The sequence below is a fragment of the Ralstonia sp. SET104 genome, from assembly GCF_003851545.1.
Taxonomy (GTDB): Bacteria; Pseudomonadota; Gammaproteobacteria; order Burkholderiales; family Burkholderiaceae; genus Ralstonia.
In genome coordinates, this window is record NZ_BHVX01000001.1 from 141,843 (window position 1) to 159,114 (window position 17,272).

At 64.9% G+C, this 17,272-nt stretch carries 18 protein-coding genes; 6 read left to right on the forward strand and 12 right to left on the reverse strand.

What is annotated here, in order from left to right; genetic code table 11:
• The first annotated feature begins 181 nt into the window (after positions 1-181).
• Both PSUB009319_RS00685 and PSUB009319_RS00690 read left to right on the forward strand, forming a co-directional pair.
• Positions 182-409 (forward strand): hypothetical protein, encoded by a 228-nt coding sequence (locus PSUB009319_RS00685; RefSeq protein WP_124380337.1) that lies wholly within the window; start codon positions 182-184, stop codon positions 407-409.
• A 127-nt stretch (positions 410-536) separates the two neighbouring features.
• Positions 537-872 carry a hypothetical protein gene (locus tag PSUB009319_RS00690; RefSeq protein WP_124380338.1) on the forward strand — a complete coding sequence of 112 codons (336 nt, stop codon included), beginning with the start codon at positions 537-539 and terminating at the stop codon, positions 870-872.
• An 18-nt stretch (positions 873-890) separates the two neighbouring features.
• On the opposite strand, the gene PSUB009319_RS00695 is transcribed toward PSUB009319_RS00690, so the two are convergent.
• From PSUB009319_RS00695 to PSUB009319_RS00710, 4 genes are all read right to left on the reverse strand, one after another.
• The gene (locus tag PSUB009319_RS00695; protein ID WP_124380339.1) at positions 891-1,898 is read right to left on the reverse strand and encodes a YihY/virulence factor BrkB family protein; all 1,008 of its coding nucleotides are present in this window, start codon (positions 1,896-1,898) and stop codon (positions 891-893) included.
• A gap of 116 nt (positions 1,899-2,014) precedes the next feature.
• Positions 2,015-2,320 carry a hypothetical protein gene (locus PSUB009319_RS00700; protein WP_124380340.1) on the reverse strand — a complete coding sequence of 102 codons (306 nt, stop codon included), beginning with the start codon at positions 2,318-2,320 and terminating at the stop codon, positions 2,015-2,017.
• Between the two features lie 69 nt (positions 2,321-2,389).
• Positions 2,390-2,557, reverse strand: coding sequence for a DUF1328 domain-containing protein (locus PSUB009319_RS00705; RefSeq protein ID WP_004632450.1), 168 nt, complete (start codon positions 2,555-2,557; stop codon positions 2,390-2,392).
• A gap of 91 nt (positions 2,558-2,648) precedes the next feature.
• Positions 2,649-4,052, reverse strand: coding sequence for a sigma-54 dependent transcriptional regulator (locus PSUB009319_RS00710; protein ID WP_124380341.1), 1,404 nt, complete (start codon positions 4,050-4,052; stop codon positions 2,649-2,651).
• A gap of 543 nt (positions 4,053-4,595) precedes the next feature.
• Between PSUB009319_RS00710 and PSUB009319_RS00715 the strand changes: the two genes are divergently transcribed.
• Entirely contained in the window at positions 4,596-5,699 is a 1,104-nt protein-coding gene (locus tag PSUB009319_RS00715) for a sigma-54-dependent Fis family transcriptional regulator (protein WP_124380342.1), read from the forward strand.
• Positions 5,700-5,810: 111 nt separating this feature from the next.
• On the opposite strand, the gene PSUB009319_RS22810 is transcribed toward PSUB009319_RS00715, so the two are convergent.
• Both PSUB009319_RS22810 and PSUB009319_RS00720 read right to left on the reverse strand, forming a co-directional pair.
• Positions 5,811-5,951: a hypothetical protein gene (locus PSUB009319_RS22810; RefSeq protein WP_185453405.1), complete on the reverse strand. Its 141-nt coding sequence runs from the start codon at positions 5,949-5,951 to the stop codon at positions 5,811-5,813.
• A gap of 32 nt (positions 5,952-5,983) precedes the next feature.
• Positions 5,984-6,388: a hypothetical protein gene (locus PSUB009319_RS00720; protein WP_124380343.1), complete on the reverse strand. Its 405-nt coding sequence runs from the start codon at positions 6,386-6,388 to the stop codon at positions 5,984-5,986.
• Between the two features lie 318 nt (positions 6,389-6,706).
• Here PSUB009319_RS00720 and PSUB009319_RS00725 point away from each other — a divergent pair, with 318 nt between their 5' ends.
• From PSUB009319_RS00725 to PSUB009319_RS00735, 3 genes are read left to right on the forward strand one after another with little or no spacing between them, the layout of a single operon-like run.
• Positions 6,707-8,209 carry an RNA polymerase factor sigma-54 gene (locus PSUB009319_RS00725; protein WP_124380344.1) on the forward strand — a complete coding sequence of 501 codons (1,503 nt, stop codon included), beginning with the start codon at positions 6,707-6,709 and terminating at the stop codon, positions 8,207-8,209.
• A 26-nt stretch (positions 8,210-8,235) separates the two neighbouring features.
• Positions 8,236-9,456: a glycosyltransferase family 1 protein gene (locus PSUB009319_RS00730; protein WP_124380345.1), complete on the forward strand. Its 1,221-nt coding sequence runs from the start codon at positions 8,236-8,238 to the stop codon at positions 9,454-9,456.
• Between the two features lie 19 nt (positions 9,457-9,475).
• Entirely contained in the window at positions 9,476-10,270 is a 795-nt protein-coding gene (locus PSUB009319_RS00735) for a DUF2334 domain-containing protein (RefSeq protein WP_124380346.1), read from the forward strand.
• A gap of 9 nt (positions 10,271-10,279) precedes the next feature.
• Here the strand turns inward: PSUB009319_RS00735 and PSUB009319_RS00740 are convergent, their stop codons facing one another.
• From PSUB009319_RS00740 to PSUB009319_RS00765, 6 genes are all read right to left on the reverse strand, one after another.
• A complete protein-coding gene (locus tag PSUB009319_RS00740; RefSeq protein ID WP_124380347.1) occupies positions 10,280-10,816 on the reverse strand; it encodes a phosphatase PAP2 family protein in 537 nt (178 codons plus the stop codon).
• Positions 10,794-11,966, reverse strand: a complete 1,173-nt coding sequence (locus PSUB009319_RS00745) for a glycosyltransferase family 1 protein (RefSeq protein ID WP_124380348.1) — start codon at positions 11,964-11,966, stop codon at positions 10,794-10,796. Before PSUB009319_RS00745 ends, PSUB009319_RS00740 begins: the two co-directional genes overlap by 23 nt.
• 7 nt (positions 11,967-11,973) lie before the next feature.
• Complete coding sequence (locus PSUB009319_RS00750) at positions 11,974-12,405, reverse strand: hypothetical protein (RefSeq protein ID WP_124380349.1); 432 nt, start codon at positions 12,403-12,405, stop codon at positions 11,974-11,976.
• A gap of 225 nt (positions 12,406-12,630) precedes the next feature.
• Complete coding sequence (locus PSUB009319_RS00755) at positions 12,631-13,899, reverse strand: AI-2E family transporter (protein WP_124380350.1); 1,269 nt, start codon at positions 13,897-13,899, stop codon at positions 12,631-12,633.
• Positions 13,900-13,950: 51 nt separating this feature from the next.
• Entirely contained in the window at positions 13,951-16,368 is a 2,418-nt protein-coding gene (locus PSUB009319_RS00760; protein WP_124380351.1) for a PAS domain-containing protein, read from the reverse strand.
• A gap of 89 nt (positions 16,369-16,457) precedes the next feature.
• Entirely contained in the window at positions 16,458-17,240 is a 783-nt protein-coding gene (locus PSUB009319_RS00765) for a DUF4397 domain-containing protein (protein WP_124380352.1), read from the reverse strand.
• Positions 17,241-17,272 lie beyond the last annotated feature (32 nt).

The window sequence follows — 17,272 nt, forward strand, 5'->3', positions numbered from 1 at the left end:
CCCTAGGAACCGTCAACCGGATGGGCGAGACCAACCCGTTGTGGGAATGCACTGACAACCCTTTCGGAGTCGGTGTTATCGAAGTTGTCATGAAGCTCCCGTATTGTGGAGCCCGTCGCGAAACCCGCGTTTGGGTACGCCGCGATATTGAAAGAAGCAAAGAAGCAAGGAGTCCAACATCGTGCGTAGTCGAACCTCTGTCGATCCGGCAGTGCAACGCATCATCGAGACCACCCGCAAGGCGTGGCAACTCGACGAGCAAAGCGTGCGCGCGGCGCGTCAACAGCGTGCCGCAGCTCGCCGCAAACGGATCAAGGCTTTGCCGCAGGACAGCCTGCAGGCACTCGCCGCACTCGCCCTGCAAGCTGAAATCTGGGCCGCGCGCAAGACCGTGGTGACGGTCGGCTAGCAACGCAGTTCCTCACCGTGTCGAGGGCCACAGTCGTGGCCCTTTTCTTTTGAGCGCAGCGCTCGACGTTTCTGGGGCATGGCGGTTGCTTGTGGTTGGCTGAACGTGACCAAGCTCAGGAGGCCTCATGACCGAACTGACCCCCAAGCCGCCCGCCAGCACCCATGGCACAAACGGCAAAAACGCCACTAATGGCACCAACGGTGCCACCGTCACCACGCTGCATCCGCAGATCGATCACACCGCGCAGCGCGTCAAGGATGCCACCGCCGAGGGCATCGACCGGCTGGCGAGCGTCCTCTCTACAACGCTTACGCAGTTCGACAAGCGCACCGAACAGTTGAAGAATCTCCACGCGAATGTGTCGGAGCAGGCGAGTGGCTCCGTGCGTCAGCACCCGGTCATTACGATCGGCCTGGCGTTTGTGGCAGGGATGCTGCTGGAACAACTGACGCGGGATTGATCCGGCGCGGCGTTTGTTTTAGCGGTTGTGGCGCGCGGCGTGGGCGCTGCCGCTGGCCGCGCCATTCGCACGGTTTGCGGCCAGCGCCGGGTTGAGCAAGGCCGCCTGCGTGGCCGGATCGGCTTGGCCGGCCGCCTCGTACTGGCGGCTGCCGAATTGCAGCGCATATTGCCGCGTAACCAGCGCGCCAAAAAAGAAAATCTGCGCCGAGTAGTAAATCCACAGCATCAGCGCCACCACAGAGCCCGCCGCACCATATGACGACGCCACGGCACTGTTGCCCAGATACAAGCCGATCAGATGTTTGCCCAGCGTAAACAGCAGCGCCGTTACGATGGCGCCCAGGGCAACGTCGCGCCACGCCACGCGCGTTTCGGGCAGCATCTTGAAGATGGTGCCAAACAGCAGCGCCACGACTGCAAATGAGAACGCCGACGACAGCACCTCGGCCACCGTCAGCGCAATGCCGGAGGTCGAGCCTGACCACAGCGCGCCCCAAAAGCGCTCCACCACCGCCAGCGCCGCGTTGATGGTGAGCGACACCAGCAACAGAAACGCCAGCACCAGGATCAGGCTGAATGACAGCAGCCGCGATCGCAACAAACCCCACAGCCCCGGCTGCTGGCGCGGGGGGACCTCCCAGAGTTCGTCCAGGCTGTCCTTGAGTTCAGAGAAGGCGGTGGTCGCCCCCGCCAGCAACAGCGCGACGGCCGTTGCCGCAGCGACTGCGCCGTTGCCCGAGCGCTTGGTGGCGGCAAGCACAGCTTCCACCGCAGAGGCACCCTGTGCTCCCACCAGCCCTTGGATCTGCCCGAAGATTTCGCCGCGCGCGGCCTGTTCGCCAAAGAACAAACCGGCAATGGAAATAACCAGCACCAACACCGGCGCCATCGAGAACAACGTGTAGAACGACAGTGCCGCGCCTTTGCTCGCGGCACGGTGTGCCGACCACTGCCGCACCGATCCCATCAGTACCTGGGCAGAACGCTTGAGCAGGTCGCGGTCGAAGCAGGCAGCCAGGCGCATGGGATTCCTTGCAAAGCGACGCGGCCAGCCCGGTGCCGACCTCGACCTTGAGCGTAGTCAGCACACGGCACACACGCAAGCGCGACCGTGGCTGTGGGATGGTTGGGCCTCAGCCGTCAGCCGTCATTGCCGCCCAGCAGCCGGCTGATAAGAAAGCCGGCGCCGAATGCCAAGCCGATCGTTGCGAGCGGATACGACCGCATGCAGTCTGCCGCATCCCGCATCAGGCGCTGCTGCGATGCGCGCCATTGGTCGCGCTTGGCAGTGGCCTCGTCGAGTGCGGTGGCCGCTGCGTCGGCAGTGCGGTCGATAGCCTGTGCGGTGGTGGCCTTCACACGCTCGGCGGCGTGCGCCACGTCGTCGCGGATCAGGTTGCCGTTGGCATCGGATTTGGGAAATGGGTTGGTTTGAGACGGTTCCATCAGTCAGCGCTCCTGGGGTTGCGTGGCATCGTCAGAGCCGGGGTGAAAGCTGCGAGCGTCATCCCGGCGTCATCCTCTGCCCGCGACCAGACCCCAGATGAGGCTGACCACAAACAGCACCACGAAAATCATGAACAGGATCTTGGCGATGCTCGCAGCGCCGGCAGCAATGCCGCCAAACCCGAGCACGGCCGCAATCAGGGCGATGATGAAAAAAACGACTGCATAACGCAGCATGGTGACCTCCTGTGCAGTTGGATGGGCTTGCCCGCCGCAGGGCGGATACCCCACAGGGTCAGCAAGCCGCGTACCGCGCCAGGATGCCGGGTTATGCCTCGGTGGCATGCGCGCGGCCGGAGCCGGCGCTGTTGTCGTCACCGCCGTCGGCGTTGCTGTTGCCGTATTCCTCCAGCCGGTTGTAAAGCGTCTTGAGGCTGATACCGAGCAGTTCGGCCGCACGCTTCTTCACACCACCGCATTGTTCCAGCGTAGCCAGGATGATTTTCTTGTCGGCGCTCGCCAGCGACGTGCCGACCGAAATCGTGAGCGTGGAACCCGACGACACCTGCGTGCTCGACACCTGCAGCGGCACGTTGGCCGTATCGATGCCGGTGTCGTCCGACAGGATGTATGCACGTTGCACGTAGTTGCGCAGTTCGCGCACATTGCCTGGCCAGTGATACCCGCGCAGCGTGTCCATGGCCGGTGGCAAGAACGCTTTCTTGGTGTTGCTTTGTGCGTTGAGCTGATCCAGGAAATGCTGGGCCAGCAGTTCGACGTCTTTGCCGCGCTCGCGCAGCGGCGGCAATTGCAGCGGGAACACGTTCAGGCGGTGATACAGGTCGGCGCGCAGCTTGCCGTCGGCCACGGCCTCTTCGGGGTCGCGGTTGGTGGCGGCAATCACGCGCACGTCAGAGTCGATCTCGCGGTTGGTGCCCACGCGCATGAACACGCCGGTTTCCAGCACGCGCAGCAGTTTGACCTGCAGCTCGATCGGCATCTCGGTAATTTCATCAAGGAACAGCGTGCCGCCGTTGGCGCGCTCGAAGTAGCCCTTGTGCTGGCGATCAGCGCCGGTAAAGCTGCCGCGCTCGTGGCCGAACATTTCCGACTCGATCAGGTTGGGCGAAATGGCGCCACAGTTGACGGGCAGAAAGGGCTGTTTGCGACGCAGGCTGAGGTCGTGGATGGTCTGGGCGGCCAGCTCCTTGCCGGTGCCGGATTCACCGATGAGCAGCACGGTTGCTTCGGTGGGCGCCACACGGCTGACTTGGTCATACAGCGTCTGCATCACCGTCGAGTTGCCCAGCATCTGGCCGAAGAGGCCCAGGCGCCGCAACTCGCCGCGCAGGTTGCCGATCTCGGCCTTCAGATCACCTGGGCGCGGAATGCGCGCAAGTACGGATTTCAAACGTTGGAAATTAACGGGCTTGACCAGGTAGTCGGCCGCGCCCATGCGCAGCGCCTCGACGGCGGTTTCCACACTGGCGTGGCCGGTCATGACAATGATCTCGGTGCCGGAATGCGGCGCGATGTCTTCCATCAGATCCATGCCGTTGCCGTCAGGCAGTTGCAGGTCGATCAGCACGGCGTCTGGGCTGTGACGCGACATCTGAATGCGCGCATCGCGCAGGGAACCGGCCTGTGCGGTGGTGAAGCCCTCGGCACCCACCAGCTCACACAGAGCGGCGCGCGCGTTGGCATCGTCTTCGACAATCAGGATATGTGGCATCTCGATTCGGTTGATTGAGCCGGCATGGGCCGGCGGTCATGCGTGGCGCAATGGTGCACTCGACTACAGAACCGGCGGCAGGTGCAAAAAGTATTCCATCCAATACAAGCGTGGCAATTGCACGGTCAAACCTGCACCGGTAACGTGGGCGCAGGTAATTTTTACAAGAACGTGTGCAACAAATGGATCGAATGCGTCACTCCGGCCGTCAGCCCGCGGGGGATGGCGGAGCAATCAGCATAGTTGAGAAGCTCAGCGCTTCGCCACCCGCAGGCTGAAATGGAGACCTTACGCCGCATAGCAATGTGAAACCCACGCGGCATCTGCGTTTCAGGCCCGTTTCTTGTCAGCGTTTGGCCGACAGGATGGAAGAAACGTCAGCGCATGCCTGACATACAACGCACTCGGGCGGCGCTGATAATGGCTCAACTTTTCAACACAATGTGACGGAATGACGACGTACCCAGCCTTTCGGAGACTGCATCGCTGAAGATGCGGCCGCTCGCCAGGACGTCCCCCGTCGCAACCAACCACGAGGGAGCCATGTCCTTGAGCGAAGCCTTCGCCGAAGATCGTGCAGTGACCGTCGGGCGCCTGCGCTACCCCCCTTCCCTGACCGACTTTGACGACACCGAGCGCGTGCCGTCGGATACCGAAACGTCTGCCGCCCAACCGATTGCCGAGCCGGATTTCGGCCACCTCTATGGCCGCTCGCCCGTCATGCGTGCGCTATACGATCAGATCGGCAAGGTGTCCGGCACGCTGGCCACCGTGCTCATCATGGGCGAATCGGGCACCGGCAAGGAGCTGATTGCGCGCACGGTGCACGACATGAGCCCGCGCGCAGACCAAGCCTTCATCGCCGTGAACTGCGGCGCCATCTCACCCAATCTCATCGAGTCGGAACTGTTCGGCCACGAAAAGGGCAGTTTCACGGGCGCTGGTCAGCGCCATGTCGGCTATTTCGAACATGCCTGCGGCGGCACGATCTTCCTTGACGAGATTACCGAGATGCCGGTGGAGATGCAGGTCAAGCTGCTGCGCGTGCTGGAGACCGGCGTATTCATGCGCGTGGGCGGCACTGAGCCGATCCAGACGCGCGTGCGCATCATCGCGGCCACCAACCGCAACTTGCTGGAAGCGGTAAGCGAAGGTGCCTTTCGTGAAGATCTGATGTACCGCCTGGCCGTGGTGCCACTGCATGTGCCGCCGTTGCGTGAGCGCGATGACGATATCGAAGAACTGGCCCTGCACTTCCTCGCCCAGTTCAACGCGGCGCACCAGACCGACAAGATGTTCTCGCGTTCGGCGCTGACTGCGCTGCGTAACCAATCGTGGCCCGGCAATGTGCGCGAGTTGCGCAACGCCGTGCAGCGCGGCTATATCCTCGGCGAGAAAACGGTTGAACTGACTGCGCCGCTGGCGCCGCCACGCGGCCCCACGCGCCCGACCGTGAAGGAAGGCGTGCTGAGCCTGTCGGTGGGCGTGACGCTGGCCGATGCGCAGCGAGCGATGATCCTCGCCACGTTGGAGCACTTTCATGGTGACAAGCGCCAAGCCGCCAAGACACTCGGCGTGAGCCTGAAGACGCTGTACAACCGCCTCGACCTGTACCAAAGCAGCGCGGCCGCCGCCATGGCGGCCTGACGGACTAAGGGCGAACTGAGGGGCTGAGGGGCTGAGGGGCCTGACGGCGGCGCCTTCTCAAAGCTCAAACCCTTCCGACACTGTCGTACCGGCTGCATCCGCGCTGACGCCCTAGCGCGGATGCGCATGCGCGCGCTCGCCCGGATGCTCGTGGCGGCGGCGCTCGTGCGGTTCGGGTGTCGGCCGGCGCGGTGCGGGTTCGGTCTCCGCGCGGGCGCGCGGGCCCGTGCGGACGGCAGTGGTGAGTGTCATCGGCATAGCGAGCCCTTTCCCTTTCTTCAACGTTACTGACCTGGCTTCGAGCTACCGGGGTACGAATTGCCGGTCGTCGTCGCGGCATCGTTGCCGCCGGACTGCACGCCAGAGTGCGACATATCGCCCGCGCTATTGGCGCCGCCCGGCACGGTCGACTCAGACTTCGACTGCTTGTGGTGGCGATGCTTCTTGTGCATGGGCTTGCTGGTGTCGTTGCCGCCAGCGGCAGGTGTCGCCTCGGCGCCAGCCATCGGGGTATTGGCGGTGCGATCGGCAGTCGAAGACGGCGGGTCAGTGCGCTTGCCCGGCGCCTTGGTGGGGTTGCTGGATTCCTGGTTGTCGACCGGTGCGGCCGTCGTCTGGGCCATGGCCGTGCCCACGCCAAGGCTGAAGATCGCGCTGGCTAGCGCAGCGCTCAGGAAACGTGTTCGCATGTGGTTTCTCCTGGGATGTTCGGTAAGAAGGCAATGGAAGCGCACGCAGGCGCGTCTCCCACCCTCCAACGCAGCAACGCATGTACCTGCGGTGCCACCCCCTCTGTCTCCGCCGTTGTGGCATGCACCCATCGCCGGCGCTGTCATGTGCCGGCAACAATGCGCATATAAAAACGACATGACCATGTAGAAACGGCGTGCCAGCCGCCCATAAAGCCTTGTGGCGACTGGGTTTGCTGACATGGCATACCCTTTGCATCGAAGCGGTGACTGGTCGACGGAAATGTCGACGCCCACTCACCAAAGGAGGCAAGGCGAATGGTCAAGGCCGCTCTGGAAATGCGTGCGAAGCAGCATCTCGCGCTAACGCCGCGACTGCAGCAATCCGTCAAGTTGCTGCAGTTGTCTGCAACCGAATTTGCGCAGGAAATGCAAGAAGCGCTCGCAAGCAATCCGTTCCTGGAAGAAGTCGAGCAAGAAGCTGGCGCGCAGCCCGAGGCTGTGCGCTCGGCCGACATGGCCGCTTCTGCCGATCTGGACGGCACCGCGGCCGACCACACGCCTGTTGACGAGGCCTCGCTGGAGACCACCACCAGCGCCATCGAAACCGACCCGGCGCTGGCCGCATCGGAAGATTTTCCCACCGACTTCAGCACCTACTACAGCCATGGCGGCGCCCACCACGGCGATGGTGAAGACAGCGACATCGGTGAATGGGTGCACTCCACCCCGAGCCTGCGCGAGCATCTGCATCAGGAGCTGCGCAGCTATCGCCTGTCGGAGCGCGACTGCCTGCTCGCCCAAACGCTGATTGAAGCGCTGGATGACGACGGCTATCTGCGCCAATTGCTCTCCGAGCTGATTCCGCTGGCGCCGGTCGAGCCGCCGCCCACCGAGAAGGAGATGCAGATTGCACTGGCGCTGGTGCAAAGCCTGGACCCGCCGGGCGTGGCCGCGCGTGATCTGTCGGAATGCCTGCGCCTGCAGATCGAAGCCCGCCCCGCTGACACGGAAGCCGAAGAACGCATCCAGGAGATCGCACAGGACATCGTGCGCAGCCACCTGCCGCGCCTGGCCAAGCGCGAACTCATGCAGATGCGCCGCGCGCTCGGCTGTACCGAAGATGAACTGCGCGATGCGTGCGCACTGATCCGCATGCTGGACCCGCGCCCAGGCCAGCGCTTCTCGCAGGCGCATGCGGGCTACATCGTGCCGGACGTGATCGTCGCCAAGATCAAGGGCAAATGGATTGCCGTGACGAACCCGTCGGTGGCGCCGTGTGCGCGCATCAACAAGGTCTACGCAGAGTTGTTTGCGCAAACGCGCGGCCACCATCGCACGCCGCTGGCGCATCAACTACAGGAAGCGCGCTGGCTGATCCGCAATGCACAGCAGCGCTTTGCCACCATCCAGCGCGTGGCCGAGGCGATCGTTGCGCACCAGAAGCACTTCCTGGAATACGGCGAGGTGGCCATGAAGCCGCTGGTGCTGCGTGATGTGGCTGAAGAACTCGGCCTGCACGAATCCACCATTTCGCGCGCCACGGGCAACAAATACATGGCCACGCCGCGCGGCATCTTCGAGTTCAAGTACTTCTTCTCGCGCCAGCTCGCCACGGATACGGGTGGCGCATGCTCGGCTGCCTCGGTGCGGGCGCTGCTCAAGGAGATGATCGAAGCCGAAGACTCTGACGCGCCGCTCTCCGACGTGTCGCTGGCCAAGATGCTGGCCGAGCAGGGCGTGATCGTTGCACGCCGCACAGTCGCCAAGTACCGCGGGCTGATGCGCATTGCGCCGGCAGAAATGCGGCGCCAGGTTTGACACGCCTGCCACCGACAGGAGCCCCTGTGCGCAAGCTGCCAACCGATCACGACCCGCTGCGCCGCGACGCCGATGCCTCGACCGCCGCATTGCATCTGGCGGACGTGACGATGTTCTGGGCGGCGGAAAGCGGAGGCGTCAAGCGCTACCTGCGTGCCAAGCACGACTTTCTGCGCTCCACGCAGTGGCGGCATACGTTGGTCGTGCCGGGCACCGCGGACGACGCCACCAACGAGATCGCGGTGGTGCCTGGCGTGCCGCTGCCGCTGTCGCACGGCTATCGCATTCCGCTGCGCGCCGGGCCGGCCGTGCGGGCGCTGTGCGCGCTGTCACCGGACCTGATTGAAGCGGGCGACCCCTATCGGCTGTCGTGGGCTGCCGTGCATGCCGGCGCGCGGCTGCAGGTGCCGGTGGCGGCGTTCTATCACTCCGATCTGCCGGCATTTTTCCGCCGCCTGGGCGGCCCTCCTGCCGAACTGGCCGCGGCCGCGTACGCCCGCAAGCTGTATCCGCACTTCGACACGGTGTTCGTCCCCAGCCGCTATATCGCGCAGAAGGTGGCCGAACTGGGCGTGCAGCGCATCGAACTGCAGCCGTTGGGCGTGGATACGCGCCTGTTCCATCCCGCGCGGCGCTCGCTGCGCTGGCGCGAACAGCTCGACCTGCCGCGCGATGCCCGCGTGTTGCTCTACGTCGGTCGTTACGCGCCGGAAAAGAATCTGCACGTGCTGTGCGACGCGGTGGACAAGCTCAACGATGGCAGCGTGCTCGTCACCATTGGTTCGGGGCCAGTCCCACCAAGCGCGCCGCGTGGCAAGCACGTGCGTGCGCTTGCCTATGAAGGCGATGCACACCACTTGGCTGCCGCCATGGCCAGCGCCGACGTGTTCGTGCACGCGGGTGATCAGGAAACCTTCGGCCTGGTCGCGCTGGAAGCCATGGCCAGTGGCGTGCCGGTCGTCACCTGTGCGGCCGGGGGCTTGAGCGAGTTGGTGAACGAGCGCGTCGGCTATGCCGTGCCCCGTTGCCGCGCTGACGATTTCGCACAAGCACTGCAGGCAATGCGCCAACGTGATCCCGTGGCGCTGGCACACGCCGCACGCCGCCATGCCATGCAGTACGACTGGCGTGCCGTGCTGCCGCAGCTCCTGCAACGCTATCTGGCGTTGCTCGGCAGGCAAGCCGGCACGGCCGCAGAAACACCACAACCGGCTCGCGAGCGCCTGCGTGCGTCGCGCGGCCGGTAGCCCAGATACCCTGCTCATCATGTCGCGCTATCTCATTCTTGCCATGCACGATGTCACGCCCGCCACCTGGCCTGCGTGCAAGGTATTGCTCTCTGCGTTGGACGAGGTGGCGCGCGTGCCAAAGTCGCTACTGGTCATTCCCAATTTTTATCGCGGCCCGACCGCGCGCAGCAGCGAGCGCTTCTGCCGCGTCATGAGCGAATGCCTGGCCGAAGGCGATGAACTTGTCCTGCACGGCTACGCACACCTGGACGACCAGCCCCCCGGCGGCGTTATCGACCAACTGATCCGCACGCGCTATACCGCCGGTGAAGGCGAGTTCTCTGCGATTCCGCTGGCGGCCGCGCGCGCGCGCATTGAAGCCGGCGCCGCCTGGTTTGCTGCCAACGGCTGGCCGCTGCACGGTTTTGTCGCCCCCGCCTGGCTGATGAACCCGGCCACCTGGGAGGCGCTCGACGCCCTGCCCCTGCGCTATACGACTACGCTGCAGCGCTTCTATCTGCTGCACCCGAGGCGCGCGCTCAAGGCACCCTGCCTGACCTACAGCGTGCGCTCGCCCGCGCGCCGGCTGGTGTCACGCTACTACTTGCGCTGGCTGGCGCAGCGGCATGCCCAGACACCGCTGCTGCGTCTGGGCCTGCATCCGGCCGACGCGGCGCATCCGGACGTGATCCGCCATTGGCAAGAACTTCTCGCAGCGTGCCTGGAGACACGCAAGCCCGTCACTAAAAACGGCTTTGCGCAGGTGCTGGCCCAAGCGTGGATGGGCGGCCCCGAAACCACTGTCGCCGGCCATGCGCAGGCGTCGTACTGAGCGCCGGCGCTAGAACAACCACACCGACAATCCGCCGATCAGCATCCCGAGTCCGGCACCCGCCAGCACGTCGCTCGGATAGTGCAAGCCAAGCACGACGCGGGAGACCGCCACCATCAACGTGAACGGCACCAGAGCCAGCGCCATGCGCGGGTAGTACGCCGCCATCACGATGCTGAACGACACTGCATGCAGCGTGTGACCCGACGGGAAGCTGAACTGATCGAGCACGCGCCCGCACAGGTGGATCTCTTCGCAAGAGAGGTAAGGCCGGGGCCGACACACGCCGCGCTTGAGCAGGATGTAGATGACGAGCGAGAGCAGCCCCGTGAGTCCCATCTGCTTGGCGCATTCCCAGCCGGCATCGCCGCCCACTACGGGCAGTGCCGCCATCAATGCATACCAGAGCATGCCGTCGCCCAAGCGACTGACACCGCGATAAAAGCGCATGGCCGACGCATCGCCCGCCACATGATTGAGCGCCACGGCAAGCTGCCGATCGCGCTCGCGCCAGCGCTTCCAATCAGGCCAGGCGTGGGTCGCCATGGTAGGCCTCCCGGTTGGTGGCCGCATCGTGAATGGCGATGAGTGCGGCTTCAAAGCGTTCGAGCACATGCGGCCAATCCAGACGCTGCGCGGTCAGCCGCGCCGCGCAGCCCAAGCGCTGGCGCAAACCGGCATCGGTGGCGAGTGTGATGGCGGCCTGCATGAATGCGTCGGTAACGCCAAGCGGCACGAGATAGCCGCTTTGGTAGCTGCGTACGTGCATGCCTGCCGCTGCGGTATCGAATGCCACTACGGGCAAACCGCTGGCCATGGCCTCCACCACCACGTTGCCGAAGGTCTCCGTCAAGCTGGGAAAGAGAAACATATCCGCCGACGCATAGTGCGCGGCCAATGCCTCACCTTGCTGCATTCCGGCAAAGATGGCATCGGGACAGCGCCGGCGCAGCGCGTTGTGTTGTGGGCCATCGCCCACCATGACGAGGCGCGCCTCAGGCACGCGCTCACGCACTGCGCCAAACGCATCGAGCGCGACGCCGAGGTTCTTCTCCAAGGCCAGACGGCCCACGGTGAGCACGACCGGTGTATCGGCATTGGCGCCCCACTGCGCGCGCAATGCCTCACTGCGGTTCTGGGGCGTGAACCGGTGCGCGTCTACGCCCCGCGTACTGACCGTCAAGCGCTCGAAATCCAGTTCGCTTAACTGCCGCTGCAATTCGCGCGTGGGGACAAAGGTGCGATCGGTGCGGTTGTGAAACGCGCGCAAATAGGCACGCACCAGCGGCACTGCACCGTCCCAGGTGTAGTGGCGGCCGTATTCGTCAAAGCGCGTCCGGAAATCCGACGTAACGGGTATGCCCAGTTGCCGTGCAGCGCGCACGGCTGACCAGCCAAGCGGCCCCTCCGTGGCGACATGCACCAGATCGGGCCGATGCATCTGCCACGCACGCAGCAAGCGCCGGCGTGCGGGCAAGCCCATGCGCAAATCCGGATACAGCGGAATCGGCACGCCGGGCACACGCAGTGTGTCGTCGGCCAGTGCAGGCTTGCCGGCATCGATGGCGCGTTGGCGTGGGCGCACGAGCATCACGTCATGCCCGCGCGCTTGCAAAAACGCCACGGTGCGCGCGGCAGTAAGGGACACGCCATTGAGTTCCGGCGGCCAGGTTTCGGTCATGTAAGCAATGCGCATGGACCGATCAACCTTTGCGCTCGTCACGGCTGTGCGAGGGGCGGCCGGTCTGGCCTCGCTTGTCGGCAAGGTCGTCTGCGCTGCGGTTGGCGACTTGGCGGTCGCTGTCCTCACGGTTGGCCGCATGGCGCTCGCGCACGACGCGCTCTACGCCCGGGGTGTTGTGCAGATCGGTATCGAGCAGGCCGCTTTCGATGTCGCGCGCGGCCTGCTCGACATCGCTGCGCGGCTCGGAACGTTGCTCTTCAAGATGCTGGTCGCGCTCGTGCGGCAGCCGGTCTGCCGAGCCCGACGCCGGCTTGCCGTGCTCGGGCTTGCCGAGCACCTTGTCGATGTTTTCAGCGCTTCGGCCCGCACCAGGCGCCCGCGGGGGCGTGGTGCCCCCCGGCAGATCGTCGCGCTGATGAGGGCCGCGTAAGGTGGGGCGTAGTCGGTTCATGGCGCCCTCCTGCGGACGTGATCTGGATGCCTTGCGCACCGCAACCGACGTGCCCGGCGCGTACGCACAGACGCTGCAATCGACAAGACCTGCACCACACCTGCGCGAGCGCGCTAACGGGGCGATGCCGCGTGCCAATGCACTTGCCGGGGTCGTGGCGTGATCGTTGCGTAAGGGTTACATGCGTGCTTGTAACGCTTGCTGCGCAAGGTGAGGCAGAAGGAATCAGCGCAGCCGGCGCATACGTTCAGGGCGCCGGGTCGGGCGACCACGCAGTCGGTCCAGCAAGCGCTGCGACACGCCGGCCGGCGCGTCGGTGGTGCCGAGCAGCGTACCCAATGGGCGCAGCCGATCGACGTGATCGCACACCACTTTGATCATCGCCGTGACCGACGTCCCGAGCAGCAAACCCCATACGCCCCACAGCCAGCCCCACAGCAGCAGGCCGATGTAGACCACGCACGGGTCGAGCTTGGACGCCCGGCTCTGCAGCCACGTCACGAGCAGCGTGCCGACCAGGGTGGCCAGCACCAGCGTGACGCCCGCCACCACGAGGGCGTCCGACCACGTACCCATCTGCAGGTACGCGCCAATGCCGCTGGCCACCGCAATCACCACCGAACCCAGATAAGGCACGAAGTGCAGCACGGCGGTCGCCAGGCCCCAGACCGCTGCGTCTTCCATGCCCAGCAGCACAAAGGCCACCGTGGTGAGTACGCCCAGCACGATGTTGGTCACAAACAGCACCAGCAGCGAATACTGGATCTGCGTGCCGATGACGGCCATCATGCGCACCGCCCGCTTCTTCTCGCTCAACGTGTTGCCCACCGCGCGTACCCACTTGCGCTTGAGCGCCTGGCCCGAAGCGAGCAGGAAGTAGACGAGAAACGAAACCACGACGAGTTGACCTGCCAGCGCGAACAGGTTGGCGGAGCCCGTCCACAGAAACTCGCGCAGCGGCAACACCGGCTGCGCCGCAGGCTGCTCGGCGGAGGTTGCAGCGGCGGGCGAGCGCTTTGCAGGCGCAGGCGCTGGCTTGCCCTGCACACCTTCGGCGGCATGCTCCAGCGCGACGGTCACCTCGCGCATCTTGTCGAACGCGCCGCCCATATGCCCGCGCATACGGTCGACCGACCCCGCCATGCGTTCCGCCGCCAGCGGCAGACGCGCCGCCATGGCCGACACCCCGTCTTGCATGCCGAAGACCAGCACCGCACCGCCGATCCACAAACCGAGCACCACAATGCCCGCTGCAATGGGGCGCGGCACATAGCAGCGCCGCAACCACACCACCACGGGGTTCAACGCAAACGCAAGCACCACACCAATGGTGAAGGGCACCAGAAACGCCCGCGCCCATTGTAGAAACACCAAGGTGCCACCAATGGCCACCAGCACCATCGCCACGCGCCACGCCGGCTGCCGCAATCCGTCGAGCAGGCTGCCATGCAAAGGTTCTGGCGGCGTAGGGGGTGGAGTGGGTTCGGCTGACATGGCAGAGAATGTGGTGCACCCTTCTCTGCGCAAGAGTTGTGCCTCCGCAGCCTACGACAGCGGGGCGACTCGCATGGCGAGCATGCGCAACGTACGCACCAGATCGTACGGCGACACAGGTTTGATCAGGTGCTCCTGAAAGCCGGTAGCCAGCGCTCGGGCACGATCATGGGGCTGGGCAAACGCGGTCAGCGCAATGGCGGCCATCGGCGCGGCACCGGCGGGCAGATGTGCCTGTTCCCACGCACGGATCTTCTGCAGGATCGCGTAGCCGTCTTCATCGGGCAGTGCGATATCGCACACCACCGCCTGCGGATGGCCTACCTCGCCGCAGGCGCCCCAGGCGTCCAGCAGCGCCATGGTCTCGTAGCCGGAGCCCACGCTGCCGACTTGCGCACCGACCTGCGTCAGCAGTGTGGCCAGCGCGTCACGCGCGTCCTGTTGATCGTCGACCAGCAGCACACGCAAGCCTGCCAGCGAGGGCAACGGCCCGCTGCGCTCAGGGTCTTCGGCCAGTGGCGTAATCAGATCGGCGCCGGCATGCAGCGGCAGATACACCGTGAACGTGGCGCCATGCTGGTCGCCGTCGCTGCGCGCATACACCCGCCCGCCGTGCAACTCGGTCAGGCGCTTGACCAGTGCCAGCCCCAGCCCGAGCCCACCTGTACGCCGCGTGTGCGCGCCATCGGCCTGGCGGAATGGATCAAACAGATATGGCAAAAACGCCGGCGCAATGCCCCGCCCGTTGTCGCGCACGACGATGCGCGCCACCTCGCCCGACAGATCGGCCGACAGCCAGACATCGCCACCGTCTTGCGTGAACTTGATAGCGTTGGTCAGCAGGTTCCACACGATCTGCTCAACACGATCGGCATCGCCGTCAATCTCATGTTCGTTCAGGGCAATGGTGGTATGCAGCGTGACGTGGCGTTCGGCGGCCAGCGTGTGCACACTGTTGAGCGCACGCTCCAGTGCACCTCGCAACACGAAAGGCTCGCGCGTCAGGCGCAGCTTGCCGCTCATCACGCGCGTGGCATCAAGCAGGTCTTCGATCAGGCGTACCTGCTGCTCGACGCCGGTCTTGATACCCGCCAGCGCGCGCTGCATGAGCGGCGCGCCGCCCGCAAGCTGGTTCTCCAATACGTACGCCCAGTTCTGAATGCCATTGAGCGGCGAGCGCAGCTCATGCGACACCACCGCCAAAAACTGATCGCGCGCCAGCGCTGCGGCCTCCGCCTGGGCGCGCGCGGCTTGTTCGCGCAACAACAGCGCATCGCGCTCGCGCCCGGCCTCGGTGCGCTCGGTCACGTCGTAGATGATGAGCAGCGCCGATTCCATCACGCCGTTCCGATCGGCCTCTGGAATAACGCGCGCGTTGTAGTGCGCAATGCGCGGGCGCCCATCCTCGAGCTCCAGATGCAGCGCAAGCGTCTGCTCGGCGGCCGAGGCGAAGGCGCGGCGCGCGGCATCCTCCAGTGGGCGCGTGACTGCGCAGGCCAGCGGCGATGCGGTCAACGTCTTGCCAATCATCACGGCAGGCGTCACGCCAAAGGCTTCGGTTACTGCGCGGTTGACATACACGCAGCGCAGTTCACGATCGAGCCGCGCAATCACGTCGGGCGCGTTCTCAACCAGCGTGACAAATTCGCGCTGATGGCGAAAGCGCTCGTGCTCGGCCTCCTTGCGCTCGGTGATGTCTTCAACCACGCAAACGAGCGCCTGCACGCTGCCGTCGGGCCCATGCTGCGGCGAAAACGCGGCGTGCACGAAACGGCGGCCAATGTGGGCCGGATACGGCAACTCCATTTCAAAATCGACACGCTGCCCCGCGAACGCTTCGTTCAGGTGCGACAGGATGCGCAGATACGCAGCGTCGCCCATCAGCTCGCGCAGATGGCGCCCAAGCACATCGTCGGGACGAAGGCCAAAGCGCTGCGCGTAAGCACGATTGGCAAAGCGCACATGGTGCCCGGAATCGATCTGCACGAGCGGAAACGGCACGCTTTCGGTCAGCCATTGCAACTGGAATTCCGACTCCGTGAGGGCGGCCAGGGTCTGCTGGCCGTGCGTCACGTCTTCAACCACGCCCACTGCATGGGCAGATGCGCCATCGAGGTTTGGCATGAGATAGCCGCGTTCGCGGACGCGATACTCGCGGTCTTCGCCGTGATCGGCGCCGAGCCAGCGGTATTCGAGGACGAACTCCTGCCCGCGCGCCAAGCCGTCCCAGGCGGCACGCAGCGCGGCATGGTCGTCCGGATGCACATGGAGAAGCCAGCGCTCACGAACACCGCACAAAGAATCGGCCTGCACGCCCCACGTCTGCGCTGCGGCGCTTACGTGCAGACGCGTTCCCGTCAACGGATCGTCTACCCAGAACACATCAACCTGCCTGGTGCTGGCCGGTGCGGTACACGTCCTTCGCGCTGCGCGCACGGGTGCCGGCCAGCCGGTTACGGATTCACTCATTGCGCCCTTCGTTAGCAGTTTTCATTCCAGGCACCGCCATCGAAAAAAATGCGGTGCCGCTGCACCGCATCATAGGACGTGAAGGCGGGTTACTGGGTGGGCAATTCAGAAGCCGTCTGCGAAGCCCCGTTGGCCTGCGCCACCAGCACGCGAATCGCATTCGGCGTAACTGCGCCCGCGCCACCGGCCGGCAACGTGGTGATCAGCCAGTCGGCATTGTTGGCCAGGCTGAACGGCTGCGAGGTGAAGATGATGTTCTTCGTACCGGCCGTCGCCACACGCACCTGGTACGTACCGCCATCGACGTAGATTGAATCCTGCGTGCTGGCCGGCGACGCCGCACCATACGCGGCACCGCTCATGGTCGGCGCAATCGCCGAAAGATCCACATTCGGCGCCGTCACATAGACGTCGACGTTGGGAGCGTTGTACGAAGCGTTGAAGCTGCGCACGCGCGCCTTGTCCGAGAGGATCGACTTGTTGTACGGATCATCGATGAGCGACAGGCTCGTGGCCGAACCGTTGGCCCCCACCACGGCCAGCGCCGTATAGCGGTGACCATTGGCCGGGGTAAAGCCGGCTGAAGCCAGCGGCGTAGTGCTACCCGGGTTCGACACCGTGGCCGTGCTGGCCGTGGCGTCAATGCCAAAGTAGTTGCTGACGTTCTTGAACCCGACGTTGGTGATCTTCGTGGCGCCGTTCACACCAAAGTCGACGTTGCCGATGAACGGGTTGGCATGCACCGTACGGTACTGCGGCGAACTGGTGCCGATGATCTGCCCAATGTCGTCGCTGCCGCCACCGCACCCGGCCACCACACCCAACGAACCCAACGCCAGCACGGCGACGATCTTCCTGATCTGTATTTTCATCTTCCACCTCGGAGGGAGAGTCCTGTCATGAA

Coding starts and splice junctions, on each gene's coding strand:
- PSUB009319_RS00720 (WP_124380343.1), bottom strand. CDS start 6,388: ATGCGAACACGTTTCCTGAGCGCTGCGCTAGCCAGCGCGATCTTCAGC.
- PSUB009319_RS00755 (WP_124380350.1), bottom strand. CDS start 13,899: ATGTCAGCCGAACCCACTCCACCCCCTACGCCGCCAGAACCTTTGCAT.
- PSUB009319_RS00765 (WP_124380352.1), bottom strand. CDS start 17,240: ATGAAAATACAGATCAGGAAGATCGTCGCCGTGCTGGCGTTGGGTTCG.
- PSUB009319_RS00690 (WP_124380338.1), top strand. CDS start 537: ATGACCGAACTGACCCCCAAGCCGCCCGCCAGCACCCATGGCACAAAC.
- PSUB009319_RS00750 (WP_124380349.1), bottom strand. CDS start 12,405: ATGAACCGACTACGCCCCACCTTACGCGGCCCTCATCAGCGCGACGAT.
- PSUB009319_RS00735 (WP_124380346.1), top strand. CDS start 9,476: ATGTCGCGCTATCTCATTCTTGCCATGCACGATGTCACGCCCGCCACC.
- PSUB009319_RS00705 (WP_004632450.1), bottom strand. CDS start 2,557: ATGCTGCGTTATGCAGTCGTTTTTTTCATCATCGCCCTGATTGCGGCC.
- PSUB009319_RS22810 (WP_185453405.1), bottom strand. CDS start 5,951: ATGACACTCACCACTGCCGTCCGCACGGGCCCGCGCGCCCGCGCGGAG.
- PSUB009319_RS00710 (WP_124380341.1), bottom strand. CDS start 4,052: ATGCCACATATCCTGATTGTCGAAGACGATGCCAACGCGCGCGCCGCT.
- PSUB009319_RS00745 (WP_124380348.1), bottom strand. CDS start 11,966: ATGCGCATTGCTTACATGACCGAAACCTGGCCGCCGGAACTCAATGGC.
- PSUB009319_RS00700 (WP_124380340.1), bottom strand. CDS start 2,320: ATGGAACCGTCTCAAACCAACCCATTTCCCAAATCCGATGCCAACGGC.
- PSUB009319_RS00760 (WP_124380351.1), bottom strand. CDS start 16,368: ATGAGTGAATCCGTAACCGGCTGGCCGGCACCCGTGCGCGCAGCGCGA.
- PSUB009319_RS00725 (WP_124380344.1), top strand. CDS start 6,707: ATGGTCAAGGCCGCTCTGGAAATGCGTGCGAAGCAGCATCTCGCGCTA.
- PSUB009319_RS00715 (WP_124380342.1), top strand. CDS start 4,596: ATGTCCTTGAGCGAAGCCTTCGCCGAAGATCGTGCAGTGACCGTCGGG.
- PSUB009319_RS00740 (WP_124380347.1), bottom strand. CDS start 10,816: ATGGCGACCCACGCCTGGCCTGATTGGAAGCGCTGGCGCGAGCGCGAT.
- PSUB009319_RS00695 (WP_124380339.1), bottom strand. CDS start 1,898: ATGCGCCTGGCTGCCTGCTTCGACCGCGACCTGCTCAAGCGTTCTGCC.